Raw genomic sequence first — 15,089 nt, 5'->3', positions numbered from 1 at the left:
TAGTATTGTATTTTTGCAGTCATAAAACTACAAATTTATGTTTAGTACTGGGCAGTGGATTTTTGTTATTTTCTTTGTGATAGCATTTGTTATATTTTTAATCATTAGCTACAAGAAAGACAAAAAGGTTCATCAAAAACACTACAAAGGTAGTTTTTGGATTTTAATTGGTTTTATAGCTTTTGTAGGTATTCTTCTTGCCTTAAAATTGTGGTTAAAACCCTAGGCAACACCTATAACATATACAATAATATTCTATACTAAGCAAGTTGCAAGTTCCATATGTTAGTAATAGGTTTATAGAATATACCCTGTATTGGGTATTCTTTTAAACTAACTAAATCTTCATTTTTTAACTATGAAACCAAGCAAAGAAATTATACCCTCAATAATTATGGTCATAACTTGAATAAAAAAAATACTCTTCATTTGGTATTTTTTTTTTGGCATTCTACTTCTTATATTTAACATATAAATAGATGATACGCTATCAACTAACCACTCTTTTATGTTTTGGTTTGAAAAAACCCTCTTTAAATTTTAAAGAGGGTTTTTAATATAAATCTATTACTGTTTCTTAATTTTTAATTGGTAAGAATGTATACTCTTTTTTATAATCCATCATTTGACCAGCAAACGTTTCAGGTTGAATAATGTTGAAACTTTTAATTTCTTCACCTTCCATCACTGGCGTAATTACAGGATTTACAAATCCACTATAAGGAGCAGAAGTAAATTGTTTGTTACGTTCTAAAACCTCCGCATGGATAGTTTGATTTACTTTTACACCATATCCTTCTACAAGCGCCTCAACAGCTTCATAATCTCCTTCAGATTTAATACGTTGTGTTTCACGTAACAACTCTCCAAACAAGCCATGTAGTTTTTCGTAATCATTGATATTAAAATAAGTTTTACCATCTCTAGTTACTTTTTCAATAACATTATCAGCAGCTCCTTTTTCAAAAGCCCAAGCTGAAACCCATTGTCTATTTACCATATGTGATTCTTCAACATCATCTCCTAATTCAAGACGAATCAACTGAGTCATTAAACCATTACGGATATAACCATCATAAGCAGTCATTCCAATACTTTTCCAATCATCTACCAATCCTAATTCTTGAAGTTTTGGATTGTATAAATAATAAAGACCTACTAAATCTGCACGGCCTTCTTCTAACGTAGAAGCATACTTTTTAAGGGTCTCTTTTGTTTCACCTACACCTGGATTTAATTGACCAGAGGCGTGACCAATTACTTCATGTAAAGCAGTGTGTAATTTATCAGAGATCTGTCCGTATTTCTTTTCAAGTTCATATTCTTCGTCATCATTAACAAATTCTTTTAATCTTCCTGAAGAACCTGCATTATTATAGGCATGTATAATGTTTCCTAAAGAAACAGATTTACTACCTACAGTTGAACGTATCCAGTTTGCATTAGGCAAATTAACACCTATTGGAGTACTTGGAGATGCATCTCCAGCTTCACCAGCTACATTTACCACTTTATAAGTAACACCTACTACATTTTTCTTTTTATGATCATCCATTAAAGGTGAATTATCTTCAAACCATTGTGCATTTTCAGATAATACAGCCATTTTTTGAGACATATCAAAATCCTTTATTTGTACCACTGTTTCATAAGAACCTCTATAACCAACTGGATCATTATATACTTCAATAAAACTATTGATATAATCTATATTTCCTTCCGTAGCAGCTGTCCATGCTACATTATAATCGTCCCAAGTTTGAAGGCTTCCTGACTTATAATAGCTAATTAATAGGCCTAGAGCATTTCCTTGTGCTTCATTTTCAGCAACACCATATGCTAATTCTAACCATTTAATAATCTCATCGATTGCAGATCCATATAAACCGCCCGACTTATAAACACGTTCTTTTAATACCCCATTCTCTTTGATAAGTTGTGAATTCAAACCATATGACAGAGGCTTTTCTGAATCTGGTGATTTCATATTTTCATAAAAATTTTCAACATCAGCTGTAGTTACATCTGGTCCATAAAAATTAACCGCAGATAATAATACATTATCAACATCTTTAGTCTTATTAACCTTTTTAGCATCTTTATCATTAAAGATAACATCGAAAGCCTCTCCTTCTAGGGTCGCTTCTGAATCTGCTAATAATTGTTTTAAATAATCTGAAGAAAATTCAGCCTTAATTTTAGCATTTGAATAATGATGATGTATTCCGTTAGAAAACCAAACTCTTTTTAAATAGGTTTCAAAGCTGGTCCAATCTGGAGAAGATTTATCTCCTTTATAATCTGAATATACTTTTTCTAAAGCAGTTCTAATTGCTAAATTATGACGGTAATTTTGATCCCACATAATATCTCTACCAGACAACCCTGCTTGCGTTAAATAATACGCTAATTTTTGTTCCTTTAATGTTAATTCATCCCATCCTCCAATTTCGTAACGTAGAACTTTAATGTCTGCAAATTGCTCAACATTATAATTAAACTTACTTTCATCTGCTTTTGCTTCTGTAGTTTCAGAATCTTTATCCTTATTTCCTTCATTACAGGAATAAAATATAAAAGAAACCATAAGCATACCAATTAAAAATTTGATTTTCATTTTCTTTAAATTTAAATTTTTTGTGTTCACAAATGTAATAAAATAATAGAAGACTCTTTATTGTCCAAGAACAGACGATTAATTACAATAAAGTAATGCCTATTTATACTCATGTATTAAATAATAATTTTCAAAATTGATTACCTTAGCAGCATAACTATAACATATTCCCAATGAAAATTTTTAAATATCTATTTTTCCTTATTTTAATTATTGTCATTGGAGGCGCTATCTATTTTGGCACTCAAGAAAGCAAATATGATATAAAAGATTCCTATACGATCAATGCTCCTATCGATTTAATTTTTAATAAAGTAAATGATTTTAAAGATTGGGAACATTGGGGTCCGTGGAAAAAAGAAGATTCTACTATTGTTTTTAATTATGCTGAAAAAAATGTAGGTGAAGGTGGTTCTTATTCTTGGACAGGAAAAATGGACGGATCTATGACGACCACCAAAGTGATTGAAAACAAAGAAATTCTTCAAGATTTATCTCTTTTAACTCCAGGGGGAGAACGTAACCCAAAAGTGTATTGGAGCTTTGTGGAAGAAGAAGGTGCCACAAAAGTTACTTGGGGTATGCATGGAGAACACACTTTAATAGACAAAGTATTTTATGCGTTTAGCGGAATGGACTTTGAAGGAGACATGCATAAAATGAACATGAGTGGACTTAAAGGTATTGAAACTATTGTTTTAGAAGACATGAAACAATTTTCAGTAGATGTTACAGGGATTTCAGACTATGGAGGAGGTTATTATTTATACCTAACCGCTTCTGCTAAGAAAAGTGATTTAAGAATAAAAATGGGTGCTCTGTTTGGAGAAGTTATGGGGTTTGTTCAACAACATAACCTACAAACAGCAGGCATGCCATTTACAGTTTACAATCAGATAAACGAAGCGAATGGAACAGTAATTTTCTCAACAGCACTGCCAGTAAAAGAAAACATTATCACTCCAGAAGGAAGCAATATTCTATGTGGTTATTTAGAAGCTACAAGTGCAGTGAAAACTGTTTTAAAGGGAAACTACACTCACTTAGATAAAGCATACAATAACGCGAAAAAATATATTAAAGAGCAATATTTAATTGTTGATAGTTCTAAAAATGTGTTTGAAATTTATGCCAATAATCCTGATTTAGTTTCAAATCCAGCAGAATGGATGACTGAAGTTTATATTCCAGTTTTTAAAGATCTAAGAAGTAATCATTCTATTATTTCTGAACAATAATGAAACAACTTCTTTTAGTTTTTTTAGGTGGTGGATTAGGAAGTACTTTAAGATACTGGATTGGAACCTATCTTAATAATTCTCAAAATGGCATCCCATACGGCACCTTTACCGCAAATATTGTAGGCAGTTTGATTATTGGAATTATTCTAGGACTCGCTTTAAAAAATAATTCACTTAGTGAAAATACCATCCTATTTTTAGCGACAGGTTTTTGTGGTGGTTTTACTACGTTTTCAGCATTTGCATATGAAAATCATATATTCCTAAAAGCTGGTGATTTCATGACTTTTGCCATCTATACTTGTGCTAGTTTTATTTTAGGTTTTGCAGCTGTATTTTTTGGAATGTGGCTAGTAAAAGTAATTTAATGATGCCCATAATCTTTCACACCTGCTTCTACCCTAACTAACAAGTCATTTTCTTTAGGCGGAATCGGACAAGAATAGCGATTACTATAAGCGCAATATGGATTATAAGCTAAATTGAAATTAATATATATTGTTTCACTAGTAGGAATATCTAATTCTACATAACGACCTCCACCATACGAACCATCTCCGCTAGTTAAATCTGTAAAAGGCAAAAACAAATACTCGTCTTCAGGGCTTTCAGCTTCACTTGTGCTTTTATATAAATTGAGTGTTAACAGCTCATCATCAATAGAAAAATGTGCTTCTCCATATTTCACATATTCCGGCAACCTGCTTGTAGAGGTTTTCATTAAAAATGGGTTCTCATCTGGAGTTCGTACAAAATCTGCTTTTACATTAAATTTTAAATCAACTGGGTAGAATTCTAGCGATTTAAATGAAATTAAATCTAAGGAATCTAATATGGTGGTTTCTGAGTTTGAAAACTTTTCATTGGCCTCCGTTTGATATTTCTTTACAGCTTTTAAAACCCCTCCATCATCTTGACTAAACACTTGAGAGGCAACTAATATAAGCAGAAACAGCACTTTAAATTGCATAAGTTTTATTTTTAGTAAATATAATTAAAACCCACTGAACTAAATAATTTTAACTTTTGAATCCTACCCAACTATTTTTTTTATTACTTTTCAAATTCAATTAATACAAGGTTATATACCTGTAAACAACAATATGCCGTTTCTTTAGAGAAATGCTGGCGAAGCGCATTGACTATAAAACTATAAATAATATCAAAATCAAAACGTTCGGCATTTATGCCGGAGGTTTTATTTTATAGCAGAACCAATGAAAACAAATTATACAAACTAGCTAGCTTCCTTTCAAGGACTCTCCAAAGAGATTTGGTTTCTTGTCGAGATTCTTCCGAAGAAAAAAAACAGAAACATTCTAACTATATTTGAAGAAGAAATAACTAAAAAGTAAATTAAAAATGAACGACTACTTACCTAATGTTATAAAACAATTTAACTATTATAAAAGTTTAGGAGAAAAAACATTTCTTCAAGTTTCTGAAGAAAAATTGTTTTGGAAACCTAATGAAGAAAGTAATAATATGGCGATTATCGTTAAACATATGTCGGGTAATATGTTATCTAGATGGACTGATTTTTTAACTTCAGACGGAGAAAAAGATTGGAGGAATCGAGAAGCTGAATTTAATAATGATATTAGTACAAAAGAAGAATTATTGTTGGTTTGGGAAAAAGGATGGTCCTGTTTGTTTGATACTCTTACTACTTTAACTCACGATGATCTTTCAAAAGAAATCTATACTCGTAACATGGGGCATTCTGTGACCGAAGCAATAAATCGTCAATTATCTCATTATGCATATCATATTGGCCAAATTGTTTTTTTAGGAAAGTTGATTACTGATTCAAATTGGGAGATATTATCCATTCCGAAAGGTGAATCAAACAATTACAATAAAAATAAATTTAACAAACCGAAACGAAAAGAACATTTTACGGATGACTTATAATATCTTTAGCATACGAGTGTTGAAAATATATGGTTTTTTGAAAAAGTGAACCTTTTTAGTATGCTTTGTCCTCATAAATTCAAGGCATATAAAACGCGCATGAATTTAATCACTGCAAAAAGCAAGAGTATATTTATTTTGAAGAAGACAGTGCTACTAAAGTATATCTTATAGAAAAAGGGAAAGTAAAAATCGGCTATTATACTGAAGATGGTAATGAGGTAATAAAAGCGATACTTGCAAAAGGGGAACTGTTTGGCGAAAAAGCAATATTAGGAGAAGAAAAAAGAGAAGAATTTGCAAAATCAGTCGACAATAACACTTCCATTTGTCCCGTCGATGTCGATACTATGCATGACTTAATGCGTGATAATAAACCTTTCAGTTTTAAAATTTATAAACTCATTGGTTTCAGAATAAAACGCTTAGAAAGAAGACTAGAACTTATCATATTTAAGGATACTAAAAATCGTTTAATAGAATTCTTAAATGAACTTTGCCATGATTATGGATATGATTGTGAAAAAACTGGAAATAAAATCATTAATCATCCTTACACTCAAAAAGAGATTGCCTCTTTAATTGGCACTTCTAGACCTACACTAAATGTTTCTTTAAATGAACTTAAGGAAGAAAACTTCATAGATTTTAACCGAAATCAGATTACACTATTTAAAAACTTTGCTTAGTGTTAGCTAGCTAACATTTCAGAACAAATTCATCATTTACATTTGTAGTATAATATTAAAACAAAAAAAAATGATGATTAGAGAAATGTTTTTAGCTTTATCTATGATAGGCTTAATAGCGACCTCTTGTAGTAGTGATGATGACAATACACCAACTGCTGCAAATTTGACCTTAAACCTTAGTGGCTTAGAAGAATTAGGAAATGATTTTAGATATGAAGGATGGATTATAGTTGATGGAAGTCCTGTTTCTACGGGAGTGTTTTCAAGTGTAACTTTTCCAAAATCTTTTACTGTTGATGCAACTCAATTAGCAGCAGCAACTACTTTTGTTCTTTCAATAGAACCTGCTGTAGATAGTGATCCTGCTCCAGCAGCAACAAAGATCTTAGCTGGAGACTTTTCAGGAAGCTCAGCAAATGTAGGATTAGCGCCCGTTATTGCGAATGGTGATTTAAATACTTCTTCAGGAACTTTCTTTTTAAGAACTCCTACGGACGAATTACCTAACTCTAACAATGGAAATGACCAAAACGGAGTTTGGTTTGGTATTCCGGGAGCTCCAGTTCCAGGAGAAGATTTCTTTAACAATGCACCTTCAGGATTTAGTTTTCCTTTAGATGTTAGAGGAAGAACCGTTGTTATTTCAATTGAACCTTCACCTGATAATAGCCCTGCTCCTTTTGCAATAAAACCATTAGTGGGTAATGCTGTTCAAGAAACTGCTCCTTCAACTCATTCACTTGATGTGAACATTGCTTCATTCCCAGCAGGAAGTGTATCGAGATAGAAAAAGAAAAATAATTTAATGTTAGCTGAAAAAGGTATGGTTTTTATAAACTATGCCTTTTTTTATCTAATTTTATTTATAGGAGCATTTTCAATTACATTCGATAATACAATTTGAGTTTTGGTTTCACCATAACTTATTAATTTATCTATAAACTGTTCAAGATGTTTTTGATTTTTTAATACAACTTCCATTACTATATTTTCATTCCCTGTAATCCGATAACAATTTAGTACTTCATCATACGATTTTACAATTTGCAAAAAAGGCTTTAATTTCCCCATAAATGCTCTAATTGTAATGATGGCATTTAATTGATAACCGACTTCAAAAGGAGAAACCATGGTTTTATACCCGGTAATAATTCCTAAATCCTCCATTTTCCTGATTCGTTCTGATACTGCTGGTGAACTAATTCCAACATTCCTACCTATTTCTGCATTTGATTGCCTAGCATTTTGCTGTAGACATTCTAATATTTTCCAATTTAACAAATCAACACTCATTTTAAAGTAAATTACCCGTTATATAAATATAATTAAAGCAAATATACATATTTACTTTAATATCTAAAGTAAAATGTCTCGAATTGTAATTATTTTTACATTGCATTGAAAAAGGAAAAATGGTACCTCAAACATCTAATAACCTACCTATATCACCTATCTTAAAGAAGGCTTTAGATATTTTTACGCTCTCACGTTATATTTCAGATAATCTGATTTATGATTTAGCGCCTTTACGAAAAAATGGTAGTGAAGATCCGAATATATACTTTACGGGAGATATAGTACAACAATCTATTTCATTGGCTCCAGAAATTTTAAAAGCTGAAAGCAAAGTTTTTTCAGAAGATAAGCATAAACATGTTGAGTCATTATCACAATTAACCCATGTACTTTACAATAATTGTGAACGCCTTGAAAAATCAAATTCAAGAGGAAAAGAGTTTTTACCTTTACTTCGAAAAGAATTAAAGAAATTTAAAAAATTGCAACGTATTTGGATGTTGACTTTGTAATAATTTACAAACTACATATTACGTCTGTATTGCCCACCAACTTCAAATAAAGCATTGGTGATTTCCCCTAAGGTACATCGCTTACAAACTTCCATTAAAGCTTCAAATATATTTTGATTCGTTACCGCTCTTTGTTGTAAATCATTTAATAATTCAACTGCTTGTTTTTTATTAGAAGCATGAATATTTTCAATGACTTTAATTTGATATTGCTTTTCTTCTTCTGTAGCACGAATTACTTCTCTTGGAATTACCGTTGGAGATCCTTTACTACTTAAAAATGTATTTACACCAATAATTGGAAATTCACCATTGTGTTTCAATGTTTCATAATACAAGCTTTCTTCTTGTATTTTACTACGTTGATACATGGTTTCCATAGCTCCTAACACACCACCTCTTTCAGTAATACGATCAAATTCTTGTAATACTGCATCTTCTACTAAATCGGTTAATTCTTCAATAATGAAAGAACCTTGTATCGGATTTTCATTTTTAGCCAATCCTAATTCTTTATTAATAATTAACTGAATAGCCATCGCACGACGCACACTTTCTTCCGTAGGAGTTGTAATAGCTTCATCATACGCATTAGTATGCAATGAATTACAGTTATCATTAATCGCATATAATGCTTGAAGCGTTGTACGAATGTCATTAAAGTCAATTTCCTGAGCATGTAATGAACGTCCAGAAGTTTGAATATGATACTTCAACATTTGCGCTCTTTCGTTCGCTCCGTATTTTAATTTTAAAGCTTTTGCCCAAATTTTTCTAGACACTCGACCAATCACTGAATATTCTGGATCGATACCATTACTAAAGAAAAATGAAAGATTCGGGCCAAATTTATTGATGTCCATTCCTCTCGACAAGTAATACTCTACATAGGTAAATCCGTTCGCTAACGTAAAAGCTAATTGCGTAATTGGGTTGGCTCCAGCTTCAGCAATATGATATCCCGAAATAGAAACCGAATAGAAGTTTCTAACTTGTTTTTCTATGAAATATTCTTGAACATCACCCATTAATCTCAGGGCAAATTCCGTAGAGAAAATACAAGTGTTTTGTGCCTGATCTTCTTTTAAAATATCTGCTTGAACCGTACCTCTAACCTGTGTTAATGTTTCAAATTTTATTTTGGTATACACTTCTTCTGGCAATACTTCATCTCCTGTAACCCCTAAAAGCATTAATCCAAGACCATCATTTCCTTCAGGAATTTCACCGTTGTATTGTGGACGGTCTATTCCCTTCATTTTGTAAATGGCTTTTATTTTTGCCTCCACCTCTTTTTCAAGCTTGTGTTCTTTAATATATTTTTCACAATTCTGATCAATGGCAGCATTCATGAAAAATCCTAACAACATTGGTGCTGGTCCGTTAATTGTCATACTAACCGAAGTCATCGCATGACTTAAATCGAAGCCAGAATATAATTTTTTAGCATCATCTAAACAACAAATTGAAACTCCTGCATTTCCTATTTTTCCGTAAATATCGGGGCGTAGATCTGGATCGTTTCCATATAAAGTCACACTATCAAAAGCGGTAGATAAACGTTTTGCAGGCAATCCCATACTTACATAATGAAAACGTCTATTGGTACGTTCTGGACCACCTTCCCCTGCAAACATTCGTGTTGGATCTTCCCCTGTTCTTTTAAAAGGATATAACCCTGAAGCAAAAGGAAACTCGCCTGGCACATTTTCTTGCAATACCCAACGTAAAATATCTCCCCATGCTTGGTATTTAGGCAAGGCTACTTTTGGTAATTGTAAATGAGATAATGACTCGGTATGTGTGTCTATATTAATTTCTTTATTACGAACTTTAAAAGTATATACTGGTTGTTTATAACGATTTACTTTCTCATCCCAACCTGTGATAACTTCCCAATTATAAGGATCAAGATTTAATTTTACACGATCAAATTCAGAAATTAATAGTTTAATAAAACCTGCATTGTCATCCTGAACTTGTTTCAGGATCTCATCAATATTAAGTCCTGTTTTTTCTAAAAATGAGATCTCGACTGCGCTCGATGTGACATTTGCCACAGAACAAATTGTTTTATAGATTCCGAATAACTTTTGTGCTACTTCAACTTGAGTATCTACATTTTTATCATAGCCTCTATTGCTTTCAGAAATTTCAGAAAGGTATCTAGTTCGCGCTGGTGGAATCACAAATATTTTTTCAGACATTTCATCTGAAACTGTAAATGTTGATATTAAATCGGTCTTTGTTTTTTCAACCAATTTATCCATAATAGCACTATACAACGTGTTCATTCCTGGATCATTGAATTGAGAAGCAATGGTTCCATATACAGGTAAATTATCTTGATGAACATCCCAAAGATTATTATTACGCATGTATTGTTTCTTTACATCACGTAAAGCATCTAGAGATCCTCTTTTATCGAATTTGTTGATGGCAACAAGATCGGCAAAATCTAACATATCGATTTTTTCCAACTGAGTCGCTGCGCCAAATTCTGGTGTCATTACATATAGTGAAACATCACTATGTTCTATGATTTCTGTATCACTTTGACCAATTCCTGAAGTTTCTAAAATTATAATATCGTATTGCGCCGCTTTTAAAACTTCAATGGCTTCTGAAACATATTTAGACAATGCCAAATTACTTTGACGTGTAGCTAAACTACGCATATATACTCTTGGTGAGTTGATTGCGTTCATTCTAATTCGATCTCCAAGAAGTGCTCCTCCTGTTTTTCTTTTTGAAGGATCTACTGAAATAATTCCTATTGTTTTCTTTGGAAAATCAACTAAAAAACGACGTACCAACTCATCCACTAATGATGATTTTCCTGCACCTCCAGTTCCTGTAATTCCTAAAACAGGGGTTTGTGAAGTTTTATTTTTCTTATAAATTTTCTGTAAGGTTTCTTTGGCAATTTCAGGGAAGTTTTCAGCAGAAGAAATCACTCTTGCGATAGCACCAGCTTCCTTATTAGCTAACTTATCAAATTCGCCATTTAATGAATCGCCAATTGGAAAATCAGATCTTTCAACTAAATCATTAATCATTCCTTGCAACCCTAATTCTCTTCCATCATCTGGCGAATAAATTCGGGTAATCCCGTAATCTTGTAATTCTTTAATTTCTGAAGGAAGAATCACTCCGCCTCCACCGCCAAAAATCTTGATATGCGTAGCTCCTCTTTCTTGCAACAAATCATACATGTATTTAAAATACTCATTATGACCTCCTTGATATGATGTCATTGCAATTGCGTTGGCATCTTCTTGAATAGCGGTATTTACTACTTCTTCCACACTACGATCATGCCCTAAGTGTATTACCTCAACTCCTGTTGACTGTATGATACGGCGCATAATATTAATGGCAGCATCATGCCCATCAAAAAGGGAAGCTGCAGTAACGATACGCACTTTATTTTTAGGCTGATATGGAGGAATTTGTAGCATGTATAATTTATATGGTTTTTAGTAGCGCAAATTTACGAAATATTCAAAAAAGTAAGGTTAATAATATTGTATTTATAAAAACTACAATCCAAATACATCTCCCTCTCTTGCAAATCTGAATCCTAATTTTTGAATACTATCTCTTAAAGGATGCGTATTTTTAATGGTTGGGTTTGTATGATTAAAATGAATGAAATGAATTTTGTTTTTGGTTTTTATAGATTCATTCTCAAATAATGTAGTAGTTTCAGTTGTAAATGGGTGTGGGATTTTACTCATATCTCTTTTTAATTCCCCATCCTTAAAGAAAGAGGCATCTAAAAAAGCATAGTCTACTTTTTTAACTTCAGCTACAATATCTTTTTCCCATTTATGCCATTTATTAATATCTGGAATAAACAATGCTGTTTTATTATTTCCAGTTATTATATAACCTACCGTTTCTGAAAATTCATCTCTATGGGGCACTAACACTGGCGTAACTTTTAACGCTGTATTTAACACTATTGTTGAATCCTTTTGAAGTTTTTTAAGTTCTATATTATTAAATGCTACTAATTGGCTCCAAGGTCCATTTTCTTGTAAATAAGTTTTCATTCTTGGCATTGCATACACAGGTATGTTGTTTCCTCCTAAGGCTTCAAACCCAAAATACATTAATCCAGTATAATGCCCCATATGAGCATGTGTCAAGAACACTCCATCTATGACATTTCCAGTATCTAAATGCTGCGTTTTTAAATGCTGTAATTGCTGAGTTATATCTGGTGTTGCATCAAAAAGCCATTTCTTTTGATTTTTTAAATCTACCAAACCCAAACATGAAATTAATTTTTTCGGTTCTTTATTTGTATAAAATGCATTGCAACATTCTTTTTTACAATCTATTTGTGGAAATCCAGCATCTTGGGCAATTCCTAACACTGTGATATATTGATTTGGCTTTTCAATTTTCTTTATTTTCACATCGGAATTACAACCAAACAAAAAAAAGACAACGATAAGTACTTGGAATGATATTTGAATTGATTTCATAATAACTATATCTTTGCTAAAGATAAAAAATATGTCCCATGATAAAAAAAATAATCGCCCTAGTTCTGGTTTTCAACCTAACTGCATGCGCTGAATTACAACAAGTAGTAAATAACTTGCCCACTGAAACGGGATCGAACCCATTAGATATTGCAGGAGGTTTACGACAAGCTCTTGATCTTGGAATTGACAAACAAGTATCGAAACTAACTCAGAGAGATGGTTTTTATAAAAATGAATTAGTAAAAATATTACTACCTGAAGAATTACAAAAAGTTGACAAGGCTTTACGTAATATTGGACTAAGTAGTCTTGCTGATGATGGTTTAAGGGTTATTAATCGTGCAGCAGAAGATGCAGTAAAAGAAGCAACTCCTATTTTTATAAATGCAGTGAAAGACATCACATTTTCAGATGCTAAAAATATCTTATTAGGAAATGACAAAGCAGCCACTAATTATCTTCAAAACAAAACGAATACAGCTTTATACAATAAATTTAATCCTGTAATTAAAAATTCATTTGGAAAAGTGGGTGCAGATCAAATTTGGACCAATATTATTAATCGTTATAATTCAATTCCTTTTGTAAATCAAGTGAATCCAGATTTAACTGATTATGTAACCAATCAAGCATTAAAAGGAGTGTATAAGATGATTGCTGTTGAAGAAAAAAATATTAGAGATAAAGTTTCTTCAAGAACTACCGCGTTGTTAAAACAAGTTTTTGCAATGCAAGATTAATGCAAAGATTTAAAATAGGTAAAGGCATCTTTTAAACGAGAGCCATACCAACTAAAATATTCACCATCTACTAAAAGCACTTCTTTTTGAAGTGCTTTTTTTAGTTCAGTAACATCTTCATTTTTGAATGGATAGGGTTCTGAAGAAAGTAATATAACCTCTGCTTCTTTTAAACGTTCTAAGGTAATTTCGGGATATCTTGAAGATTCATTTTCAAGTATATTTTCAAATTTATTTAGTTTTAGAATATCATTGATAAATGTTTGCTTTCCCACGGCCATAAAAGGGTTTTTCCAAATAAGATATGCCACTTTTTTAGATGAATTATTTTTCACAAACGCTTCAAATATTTTTCTTTCAGAATTGATTTCAGAAATTAAAACAGAAGCTTTTTCAGAAGTATTTAACACCTTTCCTAATTGAAGTATCATTTCAAGACTATCCTCAAGCGTTAAAATATTACTCACCCAAACAGGGGCGATTTTTTGAAGATCTTCTACCATTTCGAAGGTATTTTCTTCTTTATTACAAATAATTAAATCTGGCTTACCCTTTTCTATTCTATCGTAATGAACATTTTTTGTTCCCCCAACTACTGCTATTTCTTTTCTCAAGTTCTTTGGGTGAACACAAAATTTGGTAATCCCTACAAGAGATTCTTTTAATCCTAGATCTACCAATAATTCAGTTTGTGAAGGCACCAAAGAGATAATACGTTTTGGTGTATCTGTAAGCGTAATTGTTCTATTAAGTTGGTCTTTATAAACCATTGATAATTTCCTCCATTTGAGCTTGAAGGTGTTTTGCTTCCCGAGAAGCAGCTTCAGCAAAATCTAAATCGTTTGAAGCATAAATAATTCCTCTAGATGAGTTAATTAACAAACCAATGTCTTTAGTGATTCCATAATGACAGACGTCTTGCAGGTTACCTCCTTGTGCACCTACACCAGGAACTAACAGAAAACTAGTGGGAACAATTTTCCTGATTTCTTTAAAGTATTCAGCTTTGGTCGCTCCGACTACATACATTAAGTTTTGACTATTTTTCCAAGATTTTGAAGTTTCTAATACTGTTTTATATACTTCGGTGTTATTGATTTTTTGGGTTTGAAAATCGAATGCACCTTGATTAGAAGTCAATGCTAATAAGATGGTATGTTTTTCTTCAAAAGCTAAAAATGGTTCAATTGAGTCCTTTCCCATATAGGGAGCAACTGTAACTGAATCGAAGCCTAAATCTTCAAAAAAGGCTTTGGCATACATCGAAGATGTGTTTCCAATATCTCCACGTTTTGCGTCTGCGATCGTATATATTTCTGGGTAATTTGCATTTAAATATTGAATGGTTTTCTCAAGAGATTTCCATCCTTTTAAGCCATAAGCTTCATAAAAAGCTGTGTTCGGCTTATAAGCAACAGCAAGGTGGTGCGTTGCATCTATAATTGCTTTATTGAATTCGAAAATTGGATCTTCTTCGTTCAATAAAAAAGAAGGGATTTTTTTAATATCAACATCTAATCCAATACAAAGAAATGAGTTCTTCCTTCTTATTTCAGAAATTAATTGTTGTGTGGTCAT

At 32.0% G+C, this 15,089-nt stretch carries 14 protein-coding genes and 1 pseudogene; 8 read left to right on the top strand and 7 right to left on the bottom strand.

The window, feature by feature from the left end:
- Positions 1–577: 577 nt before the first annotated feature.
- The gene (locus ABXT64_RS08105) at positions 578–2,617 is read right to left on the bottom strand and encodes a dipeptidyl-peptidase 3 family protein (RefSeq protein WP_443632426.1); all 2,040 of its coding nucleotides are present in this window, start codon (positions 2,615–2,617) and stop codon (positions 578–580) included.
- 173 nt (positions 2,618–2,790) lie between these two features.
- Between ABXT64_RS08105 and ABXT64_RS08100 the strand changes: the two genes are divergently transcribed.
- Positions 2,791–3,855: an SRPBCC family protein gene (locus ABXT64_RS08100; protein WP_443632425.1), complete on the top strand. Its 1,065-nt coding sequence runs from the start codon at positions 2,791–2,793 to the stop codon at positions 3,853–3,855.
- Positions 3,855–4,226, top strand: a complete 372-nt coding sequence (gene crcB, locus ABXT64_RS08095; protein ID WP_443632424.1) for a fluoride efflux transporter CrcB — start codon at positions 3,855–3,857, stop codon at positions 4,224–4,226. Before ABXT64_RS08100 ends, crcB begins: the two co-directional genes overlap by 1 nt.
- Here crcB and ABXT64_RS08090 read toward each other — a convergent pair.
- Complete coding sequence (locus ABXT64_RS08090) at positions 4,223–4,828, bottom strand: DUF1684 domain-containing protein (protein WP_443632423.1); 606 nt, start codon at positions 4,826–4,828, stop codon at positions 4,223–4,225. The two genes, crcB and ABXT64_RS08090, sit on opposite strands and share 4 nt — an antisense overlap.
- Positions 4,829–5,220: 392 nt before the next feature.
- On the opposite strand from ABXT64_RS08090, the gene ABXT64_RS08085 reads away from it, so the two are divergent.
- The 4 genes and pseudogenes from ABXT64_RS08085 (at position 5,221) to ABXT64_RS08070 (ending at position 7,251) form a co-directional block, all read left to right on the top strand.
- Positions 5,221–5,772 carry a DUF1572 family protein gene (locus ABXT64_RS08085; protein ID WP_443632422.1) on the top strand — a complete coding sequence of 184 codons (552 nt, stop codon included), beginning with the start codon at positions 5,221–5,223 and terminating at the stop codon, positions 5,770–5,772.
- A gap of 131 nt (positions 5,773–5,903) precedes the next feature.
- A pseudogene (locus ABXT64_RS08080) lies at positions 5,904–6,086 on the top strand (Crp/Fnr family transcriptional regulator); the annotation flags it as partial.
- Between the two features lie 48 nt (positions 6,087–6,134).
- Positions 6,135–6,461: a Crp/Fnr family transcriptional regulator gene (locus ABXT64_RS08075; protein WP_443632421.1), complete on the top strand. Its 327-nt coding sequence runs from the start codon at positions 6,135–6,137 to the stop codon at positions 6,459–6,461.
- A 70-nt stretch (positions 6,462–6,531) separates the two neighbouring features.
- Positions 6,532–7,251, top strand: coding sequence for an anti-sigma factor (locus ABXT64_RS08070; protein ID WP_443632420.1), 720 nt, complete (start codon positions 6,532–6,534; stop codon positions 7,249–7,251).
- Positions 7,252–7,313: 62 nt separating this feature from the next.
- On the opposite strand, the gene ABXT64_RS08065 is transcribed toward ABXT64_RS08070, so the two are convergent.
- The gene (locus ABXT64_RS08065) at positions 7,314–7,757 is read right to left on the bottom strand and encodes an Lrp/AsnC family transcriptional regulator (RefSeq protein WP_443632419.1); all 444 of its coding nucleotides are present in this window, start codon (positions 7,755–7,757) and stop codon (positions 7,314–7,316) included.
- Positions 7,758–7,876: 119 nt separating this feature from the next.
- On the opposite strand from ABXT64_RS08065, the gene ABXT64_RS08060 reads away from it, so the two are divergent.
- Positions 7,877–8,272 (top strand): hypothetical protein, encoded by a 396-nt coding sequence (locus ABXT64_RS08060; protein ID WP_443632418.1) that lies wholly within the window; start codon positions 7,877–7,879, stop codon positions 8,270–8,272.
- 11 nt (positions 8,273–8,283) lie between these two features.
- On the opposite strand, the gene ABXT64_RS08055 is transcribed toward ABXT64_RS08060, so the two are convergent.
- A complete protein-coding gene (locus tag ABXT64_RS08055) occupies positions 8,284–11,733 on the bottom strand; it encodes a methylmalonyl-CoA mutase family protein (RefSeq protein WP_443632417.1) in 3,450 nt (1,149 codons plus the stop codon).
- A gap of 81 nt (positions 11,734–11,814) precedes the next feature.
- Positions 11,815–12,768, bottom strand: a complete 954-nt coding sequence (locus ABXT64_RS08050; protein ID WP_443632416.1) for an MBL fold metallo-hydrolase — start codon at positions 12,766–12,768, stop codon at positions 11,815–11,817.
- A gap of 38 nt (positions 12,769–12,806) precedes the next feature.
- On the opposite strand from ABXT64_RS08050, the gene ABXT64_RS08045 reads away from it, so the two are divergent.
- Positions 12,807–13,511 (top strand): DUF4197 domain-containing protein, encoded by a 705-nt coding sequence (locus ABXT64_RS08045; protein WP_443632415.1) that lies wholly within the window; start codon positions 12,807–12,809, stop codon positions 13,509–13,511.
- Here ABXT64_RS08045 and ABXT64_RS08040 read toward each other — a convergent pair.
- Together ABXT64_RS08040 and pyrF are read right to left on the bottom strand one after the other, a co-directional pair.
- The gene (locus ABXT64_RS08040; protein WP_443632414.1) at positions 13,508–14,281 is read right to left on the bottom strand and encodes an ABC transporter substrate-binding protein; all 774 of its coding nucleotides are present in this window, start codon (positions 14,279–14,281) and stop codon (positions 13,508–13,510) included. The genes ABXT64_RS08045 and ABXT64_RS08040 overlap by 4 nt on opposite strands.
- A complete protein-coding gene (pyrF, locus tag ABXT64_RS08035; protein ID WP_443632413.1) occupies positions 14,271–15,089 on the bottom strand; it encodes an orotidine-5'-phosphate decarboxylase in 819 nt (272 codons plus the stop codon). The genes ABXT64_RS08040 and pyrF overlap by 11 nt, the downstream gene beginning before the upstream one ends.

Origin of the sequence: Candidatus Marifrigoribacter sp. Uisw_064, from assembly GCF_047730175.1 — a bacterium.
Lineage (GTDB): Bacteria > Bacteroidota > Bacteroidia > Flavobacteriales > Flavobacteriaceae > Marifrigoribacter.
The sequence above is the reverse complement of the archived record's forward strand: the minus strand, read 5'-3'. Positions and strand labels throughout refer to the sequence as shown.